The sequence below is a fragment of the Corynebacterium intestinale genome (genome assembly GCF_023574125.1).
Classification (GTDB): domain Bacteria; phylum Actinomycetota; class Actinomycetes; order Mycobacteriales; family Mycobacteriaceae; genus Corynebacterium; species Corynebacterium hesseae.
In genome coordinates this window covers 227,808-243,980 of sequence record NZ_JAMKFF010000003.1, presented here as the reverse complement: position 1 = coordinate 243,980, position 16,173 = coordinate 227,808, and the positions used below count along the sequence as shown (strand labels likewise).

At 60.2% G+C, this 16,173-nt stretch carries 15 protein-coding genes and 1 pseudogene; 11 read left to right on the top strand and 5 right to left on the bottom strand.

The genetic code is table 11. The features are described 5' to 3' along the window. Positions 1 to 839: 839 nt before the first annotated feature. The 6 genes and pseudogenes from M5J06_RS05700 to M5J06_RS05675 form a co-directional block, all read left to right on the top strand. Positions 840 to 1,469 (top strand): C40 family peptidase, encoded by a 630-nt coding sequence (locus M5J06_RS05700; protein WP_070533388.1) that lies wholly within the window; start codon positions 840 to 842, stop codon positions 1,467 to 1,469. A gap of 158 nt (positions 1,470 to 1,627) precedes the next feature. Continuing rightward, complete coding sequence (locus tag M5J06_RS05695) at positions 1,628 to 2,704, top strand: C40 family peptidase (protein WP_144675286.1); 1,077 nt, start codon at positions 1,628 to 1,630, stop codon at positions 2,702 to 2,704. A gap of 3 nt (positions 2,705 to 2,707) precedes the next feature. Then, positions 2,708 to 3,871 (top strand): glycosyltransferase family 4 protein, encoded by a 1,164-nt coding sequence (locus M5J06_RS05690; protein WP_070596827.1) that lies wholly within the window; start codon positions 2,708 to 2,710, stop codon positions 3,869 to 3,871. Continuing rightward, the gene (locus M5J06_RS05685; protein WP_070565434.1) at positions 3,864 to 4,820 is read left to right on the top strand and encodes an ROK family protein; all 957 of its coding nucleotides are present in this window, start codon (positions 3,864 to 3,866) and stop codon (positions 4,818 to 4,820) included. Before M5J06_RS05690 ends, M5J06_RS05685 begins: the two co-directional genes overlap by 8 nt. Before the next feature lie 66 nt (positions 4,821 to 4,886). Then, the gene (locus M5J06_RS05680; protein ID WP_250224172.1) at positions 4,887 to 5,633 is read left to right on the top strand and encodes a lysophospholipid acyltransferase family protein; all 747 of its coding nucleotides are present in this window, start codon (positions 4,887 to 4,889) and stop codon (positions 5,631 to 5,633) included. Between the two features lie 3 nt (positions 5,634 to 5,636). Then, positions 5,637 to 6,620, top strand: a pseudogene (locus M5J06_RS05675) (acyltransferase family protein); the annotation flags it as partial. A gap of 35 nt (positions 6,621 to 6,655) precedes the next feature. On the opposite strand, the gene M5J06_RS12515 reads toward M5J06_RS05675, so the two are convergent. Next, on the bottom strand, positions 6,656 to 7,918 hold the full coding sequence (locus M5J06_RS12515; RefSeq protein ID WP_413541240.1) for a glycosyltransferase 87 family protein: 1,263 nt from the start codon (positions 7,916 to 7,918) through the stop codon (positions 6,656 to 6,658). Positions 7,919 to 7,978: 60 nt separating this feature from the next. On the opposite strand from M5J06_RS12515, the gene M5J06_RS05665 reads away from it, so the two are divergent. Further along, a complete protein-coding gene (locus M5J06_RS05665; protein WP_144675280.1) occupies positions 7,979 to 8,491 on the top strand; it encodes a polyadenylate-specific 3'-exoribonuclease AS in 513 nt (170 codons plus the stop codon). Positions 8,492 to 8,557: 66 nt separating this feature from the next. Further along, entirely contained in the window at positions 8,558 to 9,946 is a 1,389-nt protein-coding gene (locus M5J06_RS05660; protein WP_070565440.1) for a class II 3-deoxy-7-phosphoheptulonate synthase, read from the top strand. Between the two features lie 12 nt (positions 9,947 to 9,958). Here the strand turns inward: M5J06_RS05660 and M5J06_RS05655 are convergent, their stop codons facing one another. Further along, positions 9,959 to 11,209 carry a protein kinase domain-containing protein gene (locus tag M5J06_RS05655; protein WP_070533345.1) on the bottom strand — a complete coding sequence of 417 codons (1,251 nt, stop codon included), beginning with the start codon at positions 11,207 to 11,209 and terminating at the stop codon, positions 9,959 to 9,961. A 50-nt stretch (positions 11,210 to 11,259) separates the two neighbouring features. On the opposite strand from M5J06_RS05655, the gene M5J06_RS05650 reads away from it, so the two are divergent. Continuing rightward, positions 11,260 to 11,658, top strand: a complete 399-nt coding sequence (locus M5J06_RS05650) for an Rv2175c family DNA-binding protein (protein ID WP_070519830.1) — start codon at positions 11,260 to 11,262, stop codon at positions 11,656 to 11,658. On the opposite strand, the gene M5J06_RS05645 is transcribed toward M5J06_RS05650, so the two are convergent. From M5J06_RS05645 to M5J06_RS05635, 3 genes are read right to left on the bottom strand one after another with little or no spacing between them, the layout of a single operon-like run. Further along, the gene (locus M5J06_RS05645) at positions 11,627 to 13,165 is read right to left on the bottom strand and encodes an alpha-(1->6)-mannopyranosyltransferase A (RefSeq protein ID WP_250224170.1); all 1,539 of its coding nucleotides are present in this window, start codon (positions 13,163 to 13,165) and stop codon (positions 11,627 to 11,629) included. The genes M5J06_RS05650 and M5J06_RS05645 overlap by 32 nt on opposite strands. 1 nt (position 13,166) lies before the next feature. Next, positions 13,167 to 14,258 (bottom strand): polyprenyl synthetase family protein, encoded by a 1,092-nt coding sequence (locus tag M5J06_RS05640; RefSeq protein WP_250224169.1) that lies wholly within the window; start codon positions 14,256 to 14,258, stop codon positions 13,167 to 13,169. 43 nt (positions 14,259 to 14,301) lie between these two features. Next, the gene (locus M5J06_RS05635; RefSeq protein WP_070533340.1) at positions 14,302 to 14,874 is read right to left on the bottom strand and encodes a GNAT family N-acetyltransferase; all 573 of its coding nucleotides are present in this window, start codon (positions 14,872 to 14,874) and stop codon (positions 14,302 to 14,304) included. Positions 14,875 to 15,127: 253 nt separating this feature from the next. Between M5J06_RS05635 and M5J06_RS05630 the strand changes: the two genes are divergently transcribed. Together M5J06_RS05630 and M5J06_RS05625 are read left to right on the top strand one after the other, a co-directional pair. Next, on the top strand, positions 15,128 to 15,571 hold the full coding sequence (locus tag M5J06_RS05630; protein ID WP_070533338.1) for an SAV_6107 family HEPN domain-containing protein: 444 nt from the start codon (positions 15,128 to 15,130) through the stop codon (positions 15,569 to 15,571). Positions 15,572 to 15,723: 152 nt separating this feature from the next. After that, positions 15,724 to 16,131 carry a DUF3040 domain-containing protein gene (locus M5J06_RS05625; protein WP_070533336.1) on the top strand — a complete coding sequence of 136 codons (408 nt, stop codon included), beginning with the start codon at positions 15,724 to 15,726 and terminating at the stop codon, positions 16,129 to 16,131. The last annotated feature ends 42 nt before the right edge of the window (positions 16,132 to 16,173 follow it).

The window sequence follows — 16,173 nt, the reverse complement described above, 5'->3', positions numbered from 1 at the left end:
AAACATGCGCCTCACCACCAACACATAACCACCAACAACGCCTGAGTAAGACACCGCTACCGGATACTCACTCAGGCGCTACCAGATACTCACCACACCGCTACCATTTCAGTCTTCTGAACAGGTAGAGCGGCTGCAGTTAACTTTCCGTTAACGGTGAGTCAACTTTGCTCCTTAATGTCACGCAAGGTGGCTGATCTCTGGTGGGGTGAGGAATAGTACTGGGGGTCGGTGGAGGAATCTGCTAAAAATCCACAGCATTTCTTGATTCTTTGGTGGTGTTTTAGGAGTGCACTGTGGGTAGGTTGGGGCATTTGATGCCCGGCATTACCGGTGTGTGACGAAGGTTACATCACTAATTTTATGGCGGATTCTGATTCCGGTCATGTGCTATTGGTCTAGCGGTCTCGCGTTGGCTGGCGACCCTGTTGTGGCAGGTTGTTGCCCGTATCTTCTGGCGGGTAGTGTGTATTGGAGTCGGGGCTGCGCGGGGGATATCTTTTAGGTTTCCGTTTGATAACAGGACGGTAACGAAGCCGGTTTTGCGTTTCTGACTCGACATCGCTTGTGATGATTTCGTAACCTATTCGAGACATTGAGTTACCGACACGGTGTACACATCACCGGTGCTCAATACGAACTGAAGATTTAAGCGCCGCGTCTGGCCCCTCCTAAAACCGGGGGCCGAGCGGAGATGGCTCTACAGGAATGGGTCATCGTCGAACGCTAGGCCCGCCCCTTGGGTCAGAGCTTTTGCCCGCGTCATCAAGAAGGTGAATGAATGATTCGCCGTCTTGGCGGGCGAAGTAGGCGCATAGGAAGATTTGGAGTTTAAATTCGTGGCTAAGCACCGTCGTCAGGGCAACGTGAACACCCGTCGCATCGCATCTACCGCTGCTATTGCAGCAACCGCAGCTGTTACCGTACCGGCTGCCGCCAACGCAGCCGAGGTCGTTGTTCCGGACACCGACATCCGCTTTGAGGTCGCCGGCCTGGAGAATGTTCCTAACATTCAGCAGCTGCCCAACGTTGATCGCTACATCCCTGCCTTCAAGGCAAACCAGGGTGGCGGCTACGCCGCTGCTGTTGAGTCCCCGGCGGCACCGGCCCCGGCGCCGACCCAGTCCGTGGGTGAGAAGGTTCTTGAAGCTGCTCGTTCCGCCATCGGTTCCCCGTACGTCTACGGCGCTAACGGCCCGAGCGCCTTCGATTGCTCTGGCCTGACCTCCTGGGCTTACCAGCAGGCTGGCGTGTCCATCCCGCGTACGTCTCAGGCGCAGGCTTCCGCTGGCACCCCGGTGTCTCTCGACGCCCTGCAGCCGGGTGACATCATCGTGTACTACTCCGGTGCATCTCACGTTGGCATCTACACCGGCCATGGCACCATCATTGACGCTCTGAACTCCGGTACCCCGGTGGGTGAGCGTTCCCTGAACTACATGCCGATTCACTCCGCAGTTCGCTTCTAAGCGCACTCGGTAATCGTCCTAACCCCTTCCGCCGCTCTTGCCATGTTGATGGTGAGGGTGGGGAAGGGGTTCGGCTATTCTTGTAGTCGTTATGTTTTTGCTCGACTGAGGGTATAATTCAGTTATCTATTAACCTTCTCTAAGTTTCGGGGGTATCCATGTCGCGTCGTGGCCTTGCGTGTGCGGTCGCTGCACTTGCCTTGAGCACGGTTCCAGTTGCCGTCCTTTCACCGTCGGCTGTGTCCCAGGAGGTTTCTCCGGAGCAGCAGCAGGAAGGCGCTCCGCAAGCGGAGGATCCTGAAGACCTGCCCGGCCTCATTGAGCGCATGGCGGACGTCGCCCAGCGCGTGTCTGCCAAGGGTGAGGAAGTTAAGGGGCTCGAGGATGAGCTCGCTGAGTCGGAGAAAGAGATCGGCGAGCTGGAATTAAAGGCCGAGGAAGCGCAGCGTACTTCCGAAGATGCCTCAGCCGCTGTGGCCGAACAACAGGAACGCATCGATGCTCTAGCGCAGAAGCGCTATCGTAGGAATGCCGCTGCAACGTCGGTCTCCGCCGCCCTCAATGCAAATGACGTGGCCAGTGCGGTAGAACGGATGGGCTATCTAGGTGCCCTATCCAAGGCCGCGAAGCGCGAGGAAGACGCAATGGTCGCGGCTTCCGCAGCGGCCGACGACGCGCATCAAGAGGCAGTTGATGCCGCCGAGGAGGCACGCCATAAGCGTGACGAGCTGCAGGTAAAGCGTGACTCAGTGCTGAAAGAAAAGGCCGAGCTGGAAGAACAACAGAAGGAACTTGAGGCCACCGTTGATGGCTTAAGCCCAGAAGCGCGTGAGGCATGGGTCCAGCACTTCGGTGGATCCTCCGACCTTGACTTGGCTGCGCTGGCCGATGGCTCCGGGTCTGCCGCTGTGGAAGCCGCTCTCAGCCGTATTGGCGCCCCGTATGGCTGGGGCGCAACGGGTCCTGATGTTTTTGACTGTTCTGGCCTGATGGTGTGGAGCTATCAGCAGATGGGCAAGAGCATTCCGCGCACCTCGCAGGCGCAGCTCGCCGGTGGTACGCCGGTGCCGCTGGACCAACTCCAGCCCGGCGATATTGTGGGCTATTACCCCGGCGTTACCCACGTGGGAATGTATATCGGTGATGGCCAGATTGTTCATGCCTCCACCTATGGCGTCCCCGTGGCCGTGGTGCCGCTGAATTCCATGCCGGTGGAAGGTGCCGTACGCTATTAGGACATGGCGCGCACACTCCTCGTCACCAATGACTTCCCGCCCACCATCGGCGGGATCCAGTCCTATCTTCGAGATTTTCTGGCGACCCTCAACCCGCAGGATGTCGTGGTTTTCGCCTCGACTCAAGACGGGGACGCCGCTGCGGAGTATGACTCGACGCTGCCCTATACCGTGGTCCGCTGGCCGCGCTCCATCATGCTGCCAACGCCTGCTACGGCCCGCCAGATGCAGCGCCTCATCCGAGAACACGATATCGAGGCCGTGTGGTTTGGTGCTGCGGCCCCACTCGCGCTCATGGCGCCGGCAGCGCGTGCAGCGGGCGCGCGCCGCATCGTAGCCACAACGCACGGGCATGAGGTGGGGTGGTCCATGCTTCCTGGGGCACGGCAAGCCTTGCGCAGGATCGGCAAGTCTTCGGATGTCCTCACGTATATCTCGGACTACACGCGCAACAGGTTGGAGCCCGCGTTCGGCTCGGGTGCGCGGTGGGTTCATTTGCCCTCGGCGGTCAACCTGGAGGATTTCACGCCAGCTACCGCAGCAGAGAAGCAGGCGGCCCGTGCGCATTTCGGGTTGGGCCCCGGCCCAGTAATTGTCTGCATCTCCCGTCTGGTCCCGCGTAAAGGTCAGGATCAACTCTTGCGCGCTATGCCAGCGGTGCGTGGGCGAATTCCAGATGCGCAATTACTCATTATCGGACGCGGCCGCTACGAGCCGACCTTGCGTGAACTTGCGCATCTGTACTGCCCAGACGCCGTGATTCAGGAGGCGCGGGATACGGCGGAATTGCGTTTGGCCCTCCATGCGGCCGATGTATTCGCCATGCCTGCACGCACACGAGGTGGCGGACTCGACGTCGAGGGACTCGGCATTGTTTACCTTGAGGCGCAGGCGGCGGGGCTGCCAGTGGTTGCTGGAGATTCCGGCGGAGCGCCGGAGACGGTGACTCCGGAGACAGGGCTCGTTGTGCGCGGGTCTTCGGTGCCGGAGCTTGAGGAGGCGCTGTGCACGTTGCTTGGCGATGCCCCCCGGGCCCACCGTATGGGGGCAGCCGGGCGCCGCCACGTGGAGGAGCGCTGGACGTGGGAAATCATGGGCGCACGATTGCGCGAGATTCTCGAATGTGATCGAGGGCAAGCCGGGGTATATCCTACTAGTCATGCTTGAACACACTCCCTCCGCTGAAGGCGGCCGCAGTGGCCTCACCATCGGGTTCGATATTGGTGGAACAAACCTGCGCGCCGCGGTGATTGATCCCGCCGGAGAGATTGTGGATTCGATGAGCGTGCCTACGGCCGTGGAAGCGCGAGAGCTCGAAGATGACATCGTGCGTTGCGTCGACAGCCTCGCAGCTTCTCATGACATTGATGCCGTTGGGCTTGCCCTCGCAGGGTTCTTGGATCCCGAATGCGAAATTGTGCGTTTTGCTCCGCATTTGCCGTGGCGGGACGCCCCAGTGCGTGAAATCTTGAGCAAGCGCTTGGACGTTCCTGTCCGGCTTGAGCACGACGCCAACTCGGCCGCGTGGGGGGAGTGGCGCTTTGGTGCAGGACGCGGGGCGAAGGAATGGGTTTTCTTTGCCGTCGGTACCGGCATTGGAGCTACGCTATTTAATGACGGCACGATCTACCGCGGAGCTTTCGGCACTGCCCCTGAGTTTGGGCACCTCGTTGTTTCACCGGGCGGACGCCAATGCTCGTGCGGAAAGCGCGGCTGCCTCGAACGCTACGCGTCCGGAACCGCTCTGCCGGACACCTGCGCGGATCTGCGCGGTGACTTTGAAACAACCCTCCCGGAGAATCCCTCCGGCGAGGAGATCACCGCGGCCGCTCGCCGGGGAGATCCCCTAGGTTTGGCTGTCATGGATAACTTCGGACAGTGGTTGGGGCAGGGACTATCCATGGTGGCGGATGTCCTTGACCCCGAGCTGATCGTCATCGGCGGTGGGGTATCCAAGGACGCGGATCTGTACCTAGATCGGGCACGGGAAGCCATGGCTAGCCAGATTGTCGGGGCCGGTCACAGGCCTCTGGCCCGAGTCGCAACCGCGAAACTGGGTTCCGCGGCGGGTATGATTGGTGTCGCTGATCTCGCCGGCCAGGAGCACCGAGGTTAACACCGCACATTTTTCTTTCACCGGACAGCGTGGCCTGTTCGGCATAAACAGATAGGACTATAAGCGATGCGAAACAAGTGGTACTGGGCCTTTAAGCACATTTTTTTTGGCCCGGCCCTTCGAGTATGGAACCGCCCATGGTCCGAAGGAATGGATCGCATCCCGGAATCCGGTTCGGCTATCTTGGCATCCTCTCACCAAGCCGTCATGGATTCTTTCTACTTCCCCCTGTTATGCCCGCGGCAGATTACTTTTCTGGCTAAGAGCGAGTATTTCACCACCCCCGGTTTCGTTGGCGGCCTGCAAAAGTGGTTCTTTAGCTCCGTGGGGCAGGTACCGATTGACCGCGTCAATAAAGACGCGAGCGACGCCATGCTAGCGAGCGCGCAACGCATTATCGGCCGCGGGGATCTCTTTGGAATCTACCCGGAGGGAACTCGTTCGCCCGATGGACGCATTTACAAGGGGCGCACCGGCATGGCGCGCATCGCGTTGACTACTGGTGAGCAGGTAATTCCCATCGCCATGATTAATACCCGGAAGGCAAACCCGATCGGTTCATGGATCCCGCGCCCGGTTCGCGTCGGCATGCGCGTGGGGGAGCCCATCGATCCCCAGGCGTGGGCTGCCGAGCGCAACCTTGATCCACAGGACCACGCTACCGTGCGCGCGTTCACGGACTATGTGATGAAGCAGTTGGCTGAGTTGGCGGGCAAACCCTATGTCGATGTATACGCCTCCGATGTGAAGGCCTCCCTGCAAGCTGGACACGGCTACCCGGAAGGGGCCGAGCCCGGTTCGGAGGCGCAGTAATCTGTGAGCTCTTCTCTCTCTCAACGCCTTGCCTGGCCCGATGTAGCGAAAGGCATCTCCATCCTGGGCGTCGTGCTTCTGCACATCACGCTCACCGTTCCTGAATCAGGGGAGACGTGGCTGGCGGCCTTTAACGTCTGGCTGGATCCGCTTCGCTTACCTCTGTTCTTCTTGGTGAGCGGCTTTTTTGCCCAGAAGGTTTTTCACTTTAGCTTCGCGGAGCTTTTCACACGCCGCCTGTGGTACTTCCTCGTTCCCTATGTGGTCTGGATGCTCGTTGAGCAACAAACCAAACGCGTGGAGTACCACTGGGTCTTTGGAGATCCCATCTTCGATGTTGGCCAAATGACAGCCAGCCTGCTCGTGGGCCATTCCATGGCATGGTTTTTGCATTCGCTGATTCTGTTCAACATCTTCTTGTGGTGCGTACGCAAGCTCCCCGGGTGGGCAGCGATGGCGCTGAGCTTTAGCCCGATTCTGTTCACCGCTTGGCAGGCGCAATACACCTCGATTGCGAAGGCCATCATGTTTCTCCCGGTCTTTGTCGGCGCCGCCTACTTCCGTGATGCCATTTCCGCCTTCGCTGCAGCCATCGAGGCACCGTTTAAGGGCATATGGGATCACCGCAGTTTTTGGGCGTATTCCGGGATGACAGTGGCCTACGCCATCGGCTTTTTTACTCGCCGCGCGTGGGATAACTTCTCCGGAGAAGTTGACGTTACGTGGTTGCTCCCGGGCGCGGAGGCGCTGGTGAGGGATGACGTTCATATCCTTGTTCGCATGGTAGAGCAGTTCTTCGAGGTCCCAGTGGGAATCGCGGTGGCGGTTGTGGTGTCCTATATTCCGGCCCTGTCCACCGGACTGCGTTTCATCGGTGCTCACACGCTGCCTATCTATCTTGGGCATCCCATCGGCCTCACCATTCTTTATGGCTACCCCATGGCGCTCCATCCTCGGGAGGTTAGCCTGGCGGGCCAGTGGCCGCTGGAAAACACGTGGTTCTGGCTTAGCATGTGCGTTCTTTATTGCGCTGTCGCGTCGCTAGCACTGTGGGCTTTGGGCAAGGTGCCCGTCGTGGGCTGGACGCTTAAACCGCCGCCGATCGGTGCGAGTCGGCGAAAAACGGAACCGTCGTCTGTAGGCTCAAGCCTGAGCCAGCAGCTCACCGCGACAAGAAACACGACGAGCAAGAAATAGTCGTTGCCCGGAATCTGCTGCCACCACGACCACGTCAGCTCCAGCTGCTCATTGTGCGGGACGAGCCAGTGGCCGCGGGCCAGCAACGTCAGCCATGTGAGGGCAGCTAGGAACCAGTGTCGGCGGGCGGTCAGATATACCGCTGCTAAGCAGAGCCACGTGAAATGGTGAGACCACGAGACCGGGGAGCACAGCAGCGCCGCCGAGGAAGCGAGCAGCACGAGCTCGACCTGCGATGATGTATGCTCCATAAGCCACCACAGAAGCGCGACGATGGCGATGCATCCGAGAATCCAAAGAGCTGATGCTTGCTCGGGGACAATGCGGCTTAGCAGGCCGCGGAGTGATTGGTTGCCGGAGTAGGCCAGCCCGCCGATGCGCGAGGAATCACGAAGGGTATCGGTCCAATACACCGCGGAGCTTGCCGGGGAGGCGAGGTGCCCCACCACGCCACATGTGACGAAGGACCCCACCGCAGTGGCAAGAGCGCGCCAGTCGCGGCGAACGAAAAACACGGCGAGGAACACCGCTGGGGTGAGCTTGATGGCTATTGCAATGCCCGTAAGCACACCACGCCACGAGCTTCGTGGGCTCAGCAGTAAGCAATCTACAACGACCGCCGCGGTCAACAAAAGGTTCACTTGGCCGAAGCTGAGCGTCTCAGTAACCGGTTCCATCAGCATGCAGGCGCACAATGCCCACGAGGACCACCAACCAGGTCGCTCAGTAGCACAGCTCCGAGAAATCACGGCATACAGGCAAACCCACAGCGCCCCGAGCGATGCTGCGGTAAGAAGAACGGACAGCGGCCACAACGGGAGCCATGACACCATGGCGAAAAGCGCTGCAGCAAAAGGCGGGTAGGTAAAAGGCAGCGAAAAACCGTTGTCGAGCACATAGCTCTGTGCGTAAAGATTCTCTCCGCGTAGAAGCGCGCGTCCTCCCTCGCGATAGACATCGAGGTCAATGTGGTAATAAGGTGCAATGCTGCCGCTGCTGAATAATGCCGGAAGCTGGATAATCCACGCTAGGGAGGCCAGCCCTGCTATGAACAAGGGGAGAAGAGGGGAGGAGAGAGCTTTCTTCACGCAGTTGAGTATAGACCCCAGTGGGCAGGCCTATGTGGGCGGGAGACTAGGATACGGGGCGTGCGCTACTTCTACGACACCGAATTTATCGAGGACGGATCGACCATTGAATTGGTCTCCATCGGAATTGTCGGGGAAGACGGTAACGAATACTACGCGGTATCCACAGACTTCGATCCGGCCAAGGCAAACGCATGGGTGCGTGAGAATGTTTTGGATAAGCTGCCGAGTCCAGCAGATCCGGTCTGGAAATCGCGCGAAACCATCCGCGAAGATCTCCTGAAATTCCTCGGCCGGCACTCCACTCCCATCGAGTTGTGGGCCTGGGTGGGCGCTTATGACCACGTGGTTGTTGCGCAACTCTGGGGCGATATGGCGAGTCTGCCCAAGGGCCTGCCGCGCTATACCCGGGAGCTTAAGCAGTATTGGGAATTCGCCGGCCGCCCCAAGCTGCCTCCAGTCCCGAACGGCAACCATGACGCGTTGGTCGACGCCCGCCATAATCTGGCCAAATTTCGGGTTTGTGAACAGCACTTGCCGTTGACTAGGGGCAACCGCGTTAATAAAGCGTGAATTAATACCGTGGCCGAAATGCCATTAACTAACGCGCGATAGACCCAAGATGGTTAAATACTGGGTGTGAGTTGGACAGTAGATATTCCCAAAGAAGTGCTCCCTGATCTGCCACCGCTGCCGGAGGGGATCAACGAGAAGTTTCAAGATGCGATTGCCCGCGAGGCAAAGCAGCAACCCAGCTGGGATCAGCTGCAAGCCGATAACGTGCGCAAGATCCTGGAATCCGTCCCACCTATCGTTGTGGCTCCAGAGATTGAGGACCTCAAGCGCAAGCTTGCCGACGTCGCCCTGGGCAACGCCTTCCTCCTCCAGGGAGGCGACTGCGCGGAAACCTTCGAGTCCAATACGGAGCCGCACATCCGCGGCAACATCAAGACGCTGCTTCAAATGGCCGTAGTTTTGACGTATGGCGCGTCCACCCCGGTGGTTAAGCTCGGTCGCATCGCCGGCCAGTACGCGAAGCCGCGCTCCTCTGATCTGGACGCAAACGGCTTGTACAACTACCGCGGTGACATCGTCAACGGCGTAGAAGCCAACGAGGAATCCCGCCGCCACGATCCCGCCCGCATGATCCGTGCCTACGCGAACTCCTCGGCGGCCATGAACCTGGTCCGCGCACTGACCCAATCCGGTACTGCTGACCTTTACCGACTCCACGAGTGGAATCGCGAGTTTGTGGCCAACTCTCCGGCAGGCGCTCGCTACCAGGCCCTGGCAAATGAAATTGAGAACGGCCTGGCCTTCATGAACGCCTGCGGAGTCTCAGACGAGACCCTGCGTTCGGCACAGATCTACTGCTCTCACGAGGCCTTGCTGAAGGATTACGAGCGTTCCATGTTGCGCTTGGGTACGGACTCTAACGGCGAGACCAAGCTCTACGACCTGTCCGCTCACCAGCTGTGGATCGGCGAGCGCACCCGCGGCCTCGACGATTTCCACGTAGCTTTCGCCTCCATCATTGGCAACCCCGTGGGCATCAAGCTTGGCCCAGGAGTAACCCCGGAGCAGGCTGTGCAGTACGCAGAGCGTTTGGACCCGAACCGTGAGCCTGGCCGCCTCACCATGATCGCCCGCATGGGCCACGACAAGGTGCGTTCCGTCTTGCCGCCGATCATCAAGGCCGTGGAGGACTCCGGCCACAAGGTTGTGTGGCAGTCCGATCCGATGCACGGGAATACCTTCACGGCATCGAACGGCTACAAGACCCGCCACTTCGACAAGATCGTCGACGAGGTTCAGGGCTTCTTCGAGGTGCACCGTGAACTGGGTACCCACCCGGGTGGTGTCCACCTAGAGTTCACCGGCGAGGACGTCACCGAGTGCCTCGGCGGCGCTGAGGACATCACGGACGTGGATCTGCCGGGCCGCTACGAGTCCGCCGTGGATCCGCGCCTGAACACCCAGCAATCGCTGGAGCTGTCCTTCCTTATCGCGGAGATGCTGCGCAACTAGAAGTTGCGCAGGCTAATATGGCCTCCAGAGAATCGGCCACGTGCCGTATTCTCCGGAGCCAAACCACCAGGCTGCCACGGCGACGGCCAAGGTGGCAAGCCCGACTAGTATGAGGAAACCTATAAGCGCGATGGCGCTGCGGTTGCTCAAAGGGCGCTCTTCTGGCTCCTCCTCGGCACCGGCCGGGGGAAGCGGCGCAGAAGGTTCTGCTACCGCAGGGGACGGTGCCGGGGGATTTACCGGTGCGGCCGGCGGGAGAAAAGCATCGTTTCGAGGCTCTACACGGGTTTCCCGCGTGGGCGGTTGAGGCGCCGGGATCGTGGACGTGGCTTCGAAGACCCGGGTATTGCCTGCCCCCGAAAAATCCGTGGGCACAGCGGCTGTCCGTGCAGCAGCCGAGTTCCGCGGGACGGGGACGGTGAATTGCGGGAGCTGCAGTTCGCGGGATACATCATCTAGCGCATCGAGGAATTCGCCGGCATCCGCAAACCTTTCGGCCGGCTGGCGCGCGGTGGCGGTGGCCACGAGGGCGTCGAAAAGCATAGGCACCCCCTCGATGCGTGAGGACGGCGCCACCACATCCGCGTGCACGCGCGCTGTGGCGTGGGCCAGTGGGGTCTCGCCGTGGAAGGGGACCGTGCCGGTAAGGAGCTCAAACAGGACAATTCCGGCCGAATAGACATCGGAAGCCGGGGTAATATCCGCACCCGTAACCTGCTCGGGGGAGAGGTAGCTGACGGTGCCGACGATTTGACCCGAGCTATCGTGCTCCGCCTTGGCGGAGCGCACCAAGCCGAAATCGCCGACCTTAACGCGGTGGTTGTCCGTGATGAGAACGTTGTCTGGCTTGATATCGCGGTGCACGAGGCCGGCGTGGTGGACCTCGGTGAGCCCGGCCAGCACGGAGTGCATGACCCCGGCTGCGGCATGCGGCGGCATGGGTCCGCGTTCAGCAAGAAGCTCGCGCAAGGTTCCGCCGGTGATGAGCTCCATGATGAGATAGATGGGCAACCCATCCGCGGAGAAATCATGCACGGCGACGAGGTTGGGGTGGCTTAGCTGCGCCATGGCGCGGGCCTCGCGCTCGAAGCGGGTGACGAAGACAGGGTCATCGTGATAGCGCTCATCCATGACCTTGGCGGCGACCGCGCGGCCCAATCTCATGTCGACACAGCGATACACGGTGGACATGCCGCCGCGAGCGATCGGCTGATCGATGCGGTAGCGTCCTTCAAGAATGTCGCCCACGTTCAGCCTTGTCATGGATTCCAGTATGGCCGATCAGCGCCCCAAAGTGTGATCCGGCTACAGTTGTGTCCGTGACTAATTCTGAGAACAACTTCGAGAATCCGCACCCGGAACTACCGCAGCTCCTCGCCGGCGAAAAGCTGCTGACGCTCGCTGAGGTTGCTGAAAAGCTCGATCTTCCCATCACTCGCGTCTTCGACCTGCTCAACGCGCGTAAATTCATCGTGTGGCGAAACGCCGAGGGGGAGCGCCTCGTCCCGGAGGCATTCTTCAATTCCAAGGGCGTCATTTCCAAGCACGTGTCCGGTGTCATTACAGTTCTTTCGGACAACGGGTGGGGCGACAATGAGATTCTGGCGCACCTGTTTACCGAAGATGAGTCTTTGCCAGGCCGCCCCATTGACGCGCTCCACGGGCACCTTGCGCGCGAGGTTATTCGGCGCGCGCAGGCTTCGGCGTTTTAGCAGTAGCAGCCTCACCCATGGCCGCGGTGGTGCGTGGAACACCATCGAAAATCCACTGCGTTGCTGACCATGCCACGACCACCATGGCGATGTCCCAGAACCAGTTATAGAGCTGGTGGTTTCCGTCGCCAGCGAAGGCCACTCCGATAAAGAGGGCCACGCCGGTGGTTAGTTTGATCAAGGGCAGCGGTGGGCGGAAGGTTCCCATGAGCGTGAGCACGGAGGCGTAATACCAGGGAAGCGTCACAGAGTTGAAGACGAACGCCACCTGGTAGGCAGCAGCCGTAGCGGCAATCGCGCGGCGCACGCCCGTTCGCCCCCACCACCACACGATGACGAGGCCGAGGAGCATGAGGATCATCGCAATTGAACGCAACACGCTGAGCACCCCGTTATAGGTGGTATCGGGGGAGAAGACCTGGATGAGCGGTACCAGAATGTCGGCGAGCAAGGTAGGGCCGGCCAGGGGATTGATCACCTTGGAATTGCCGCTGATTTGTGACAACCAGCCCCACGAGCTTCCCGACGCCCACGTAATCACCGCCACCGCCAGCGCGACCTCCGCCACGGCAACGATGCCGGACAGGAGAAAGACCCCGAAGCGCTTGAGTGGCGTGGTGCCTTTCGGCGCCCAGTGGTGCAGCATGAGCCACACGATAAACGGTGCGGCGAATACAGCTGTGGCTTTGAGCGACACCGCTACGCCGACAAGAAGGAGGCTGAGATGAAACTTGTTGTGAACCGCGGCGAGCAATCCCAGCGATACCAAGCCCACCATGACCGATTCATTGTGCATGCCGCCGATGAGGTGCAATAGAATCACTGGATTCGCTACACCCAACCACAGTGCTAGCGCCGGATCGCCCCCGATGCTGCGTGCAAGGCGTGGAATCGACCAAGCGATGGCGGCAAAGCCGAGGACCGATATCGCCTTATAGACGATGATGCCCGCGGCGACATTGTCCCCCACGAGGTTGGTTACCCCGTTGCCCATCCACAAGTGCAGCGGACCATAAGGCGTAGTGGTGTTTCGCCAGTCGTGTGAGACTTCCAGCAGGAAGGGGCCGGGGTTAACAGCCGCGCCTTCGACATAAGGATCGAAACCATCGCGCACCATGGCTCCCTGCATGAGATAGGAGTACACGTCCCGCGAAGCCAGTGGGGCCGCGCACAACAGCGGGGCAACCCAGCACATCAGCATTCGGCGGATGTCAGACAGCGCGCCGTCGGGTTGCGGGTTCTTGAGCTGTGGGGCGATGAGATAACGCCCAGCCAGGACCCACGCGGCGACCAATCCAAAGAGGCCAACCCAATAGAGGACTATGCCGATGTTGCGGCCGTGGCCATACGCGAGAAATCCGATATTGAGTGCCTCAAGAAAGCCGCCGCGGTTCCGGGTTGCGCCACCAGAGAAGGAGGCGAGAGCAAGGATCGCCGCGGAGACGATGCCCAAAGGAAGGGGGTTGGGAATGCGCAGGGATACGCGCGCGGATGCGGAGCGGGCCATGCTACATCCGGCGTGCGGTGGATTTGTGGGCAAGCTCTTCCAGCGTTGCCGTGACTTCGGGGGCGACCTGGGCATTATGAAGGTGGTCAAGGCCCGAGCGCGTGAGATCGCTGATGCGCTGCTCGACGACATCCGGTGCCCCGGAATCGGCAATGATCTGGGCCATGCGGGCAATATCTGCGGGATCCTCCGTCTGGCCGATGAGTCGGCGAAGCTCCGCGGCAGCAGCGGGATCAGTGGTATCCGCACGTTGCAGAGCCAATGACAAGAGGACCGTGCGCTTGCCCTCGCGCAGATCATCACCGGCGGGCTTGCCAGTAATTGCTGGGTCACCAAAGACCCCCAACAAATCATCGCGGAGCTGGAATGCGACCCCGATGTCTTGTCCATAGCCGCGGAAAGCGGCAACAAGCTTTTCGGGTGCTCCTGCTACGGCTGCGCCCAAATGCAACGGGCGCTCGATGGTGTACGCGGCGGTCTTGAAACGGTTTACTGAGTCCGCCAACGTTGCATCCTCGGAGCCTTCCGCTTCGAGGCAAATATCCAGCATTTGCCCGCCGATAACCTCGCGGCGCATCGCCCGCCACGGCGCCCGAGCGCGCGCGAGCGCCTCGGGGCTTAGGCCGGAATCCTGGAGCATGTCCTCGGCCCAGACCAAGGCCATGTCGCCCACAAGGATGGCGAGAGACTGCCCGAAGAAGTCAGCGTCACCGCTGAGCCCGAGCTCCCGATGGCGAGCGGCTACGCCACGGTGGACGGTGGGATTGCCGCGCCGGGTATCGGAAGCATCCACGATGTCATCGTGGATGAGAGCACAAGCCTGGATGAATTCTAGGGAAGAAGCTGCGCGGAGCATCGCCTGCGGGGACTCCGTGCCCTCGAGCCCATGTGCGCCGATAAAACCTGCCCACGCGTAGAGAGGGCGGATACGTTTTCCGCCGTCCAGCACGAAGGATTCCAAATAGGAGATCGCGTTAGTCACCGGGGAACCGATGGACGCGATGGCGTCGCGCTGACTATCTAGGAAAAGCTTGAGCTCCTCGCGTACGGCTACGGGGATATCGTCCAGGGAAGGTATTTGCGGAGTAGTCACGCCTGCCACTCTACCTGGGCAGGCTCACGGATTAGACGCCAGGTTAAGCGGTACCGGCTGGTGCTAGCGGCACAGCTGATTGCAGGATGGCGAAGGGGCGTGAATCGGCGGGGTAATGGAGCTGGCGAAGGAAGTCACTAAAGCCCATTTTGCGGTAGAGGCCGAAGGCGGAGTTGGCTTCATTGGGAACCTCAGGTGTGGAGAGCAGGATGTAGCGGGCGGGGAGGTTCCAGGCCAGTGCTTCAAGCAGCGCACGGCCCAGACCGTGGCCCTGTGCCTCGGGCACTACGTGGATTTCCGCCAACTCAAAATAGTTGTGGAGAACCTCTTCTTGCTCTGGGGTTGCGCCGCCGTTGTTGGAGAGCGCTCGGCGGAGTTGCCTATCCCACCAGGTATCAGGAGAGCCTAGAAAGCCGTAGGCAAAGCCGGTGATGCCGTCTTCGGAGGTGGCCGCCACGCAGGAAAACCCCGGGCGTATGAGATCCCCGCGCCACCGCATGATGGAGCTGTTGCGTACTGAGGGGTCGTAGTTCATCGCTGCAATGTAGATATCCACCAAGTGCGGGAGGGCAATGGCGAACTCTTGGGGGCTTAGGCGGCGCAGCGTGTAACTCACATGTCTAATAACAACAGATTCTTGCGGTATGTGAAAGCAGGCAACGAACCCTTCGCAGGCAAATTTGATGTGCATGTTCGAAAAACGTGGAGAAGTTCGGTAAAACTATTGTCAAATTCGAACATGTGGACTAACATTGGGGGTGGATGTAGGAAGGCGGCTTTAAGGTGAATCGCGTCAACAAACAACGACAGGAAATCAACAACACAGTCTCTATTGACAAGCTCAGGAAGAAGCCCAAGGGGGAGAGGTCATGGCACAGGTAATCTCAGCAACAGCAGCGGCGCGGAGCCGTAACCGGGAGGCGTTGCAGTGCATACGCCGCGATCGTTTCGTGGGTCAAGCGTTGGATTTGTTGGTGGAGGCGCGCCAGAGCGCGGCGGAGGGGCGTTTCGCGGACGCTTTGGAAATGGCCTATCGCGCCTCGCTGCGCGCTGCCGGTGCTCGGGTGGCGGCGTCCACGGTGTCACGTCGCCGGCGCTTGCCTACCTCCGCTTGGGAGCAAGTGGCGCTCATCGGCCCGGCTGATGCGCAGTGGGCAGCGGAGTTTAAGGACTACTCGCGTGTGCGTTCGCGAGTGGCATCCGGACTGGATCCGGTCCCTGATCCTGATACGGTCTATCGCTATGTGGCGCTTGCCGCCCGCTATGTGGATGCGACTGAGTCTGAGCTGGGCTTCGGTGGTCTCGCGGCTTAATGCGGAGCGCGGGGCCACAGTAGTGGGGCGTAGTGCGTTTAAAACGTGTGGACTGTCTTTGCGGGAACTATCTCGCTATCCTTGACGTTATAGAGGTAGTAATCCTATTTCCCAGTTCCACTACCTAAACCCAACCCACTACGGAGGACGCTGTGGCCCTTTCTGAGCACGAACAGCAAGCGCTGCGTGAAATTGAGCAGTCGTTGCTGGCCAATGATCCTGATTTTGGTGCGTCGGTGTCCGGTGAAACTTCTTTCGGCGCAAACTCGGGCGCTATCACCCTCCGCGGAGTTGCCCTGATTGTTGTCGGTCTCTGCATGATGGTGGGCGGTATTGCGTTGGCCCAGCAATCCCTGTGGTTTGTGAGCCTCTCGGTCCTCGGCTTTCTAGTCATGTTTGGATCCGGCGTCTGGATGCTGCGCGGGAACTCGGAGGATTCTCTGGTTGCAGTCGGTGCGCAGTCGTCCACTCGGGATCGCGGCAAGCAATCCAAGAAGGGTGGTAGCGACGTTGGGAACCGCCTCGAAGACAATTTCCGTCGTCGCTTTGAAGGCCGCTAAGCGTCTAGAACCGGTCCCAAAACTGGTCCTGAATAGCCCTCC

What these genes read in the sequence shown, in the direction of transcription:
- M5J06_RS05695 (WP_144675286.1), top strand. Translation starts at nt 1,628, where the DNA reads ATGTCGCGTCGTGGCCTTGCGTGTGCGGTCGCTGCACTTGCCTTGAGC.
- M5J06_RS05690 (WP_070596827.1), top strand. Translation starts at nt 2,708, where the DNA reads ATGGCGCGCACACTCCTCGTCACCAATGACTTCCCGCCCACCATCGGC.
- M5J06_RS05685 (WP_070565434.1), top strand. Translation starts at nt 3,864, where the DNA reads ATGCTTGAACACACTCCCTCCGCTGAAGGCGGCCGCAGTGGCCTCACC.
- M5J06_RS05680 (WP_250224172.1), top strand. Translation starts at nt 4,887, where the DNA reads ATGCGAAACAAGTGGTACTGGGCCTTTAAGCACATTTTTTTTGGCCCG.
- M5J06_RS05655 (WP_070533345.1), bottom strand. Translation starts at nt 11,209, where the DNA reads ATGACAAGGCTGAACGTGGGCGACATTCTTGAAGGACGCTACCGCATC.
- M5J06_RS05645 (WP_250224170.1), bottom strand. Translation starts at nt 13,165, where the DNA reads ATGGCCCGCTCCGCATCCGCGCGCGTATCCCTGCGCATTCCCAACCCC.
- M5J06_RS05630 (WP_070533338.1), top strand. Translation starts at nt 15,128, where the DNA reads ATGGCACAGGTAATCTCAGCAACAGCAGCGGCGCGGAGCCGTAACCGG.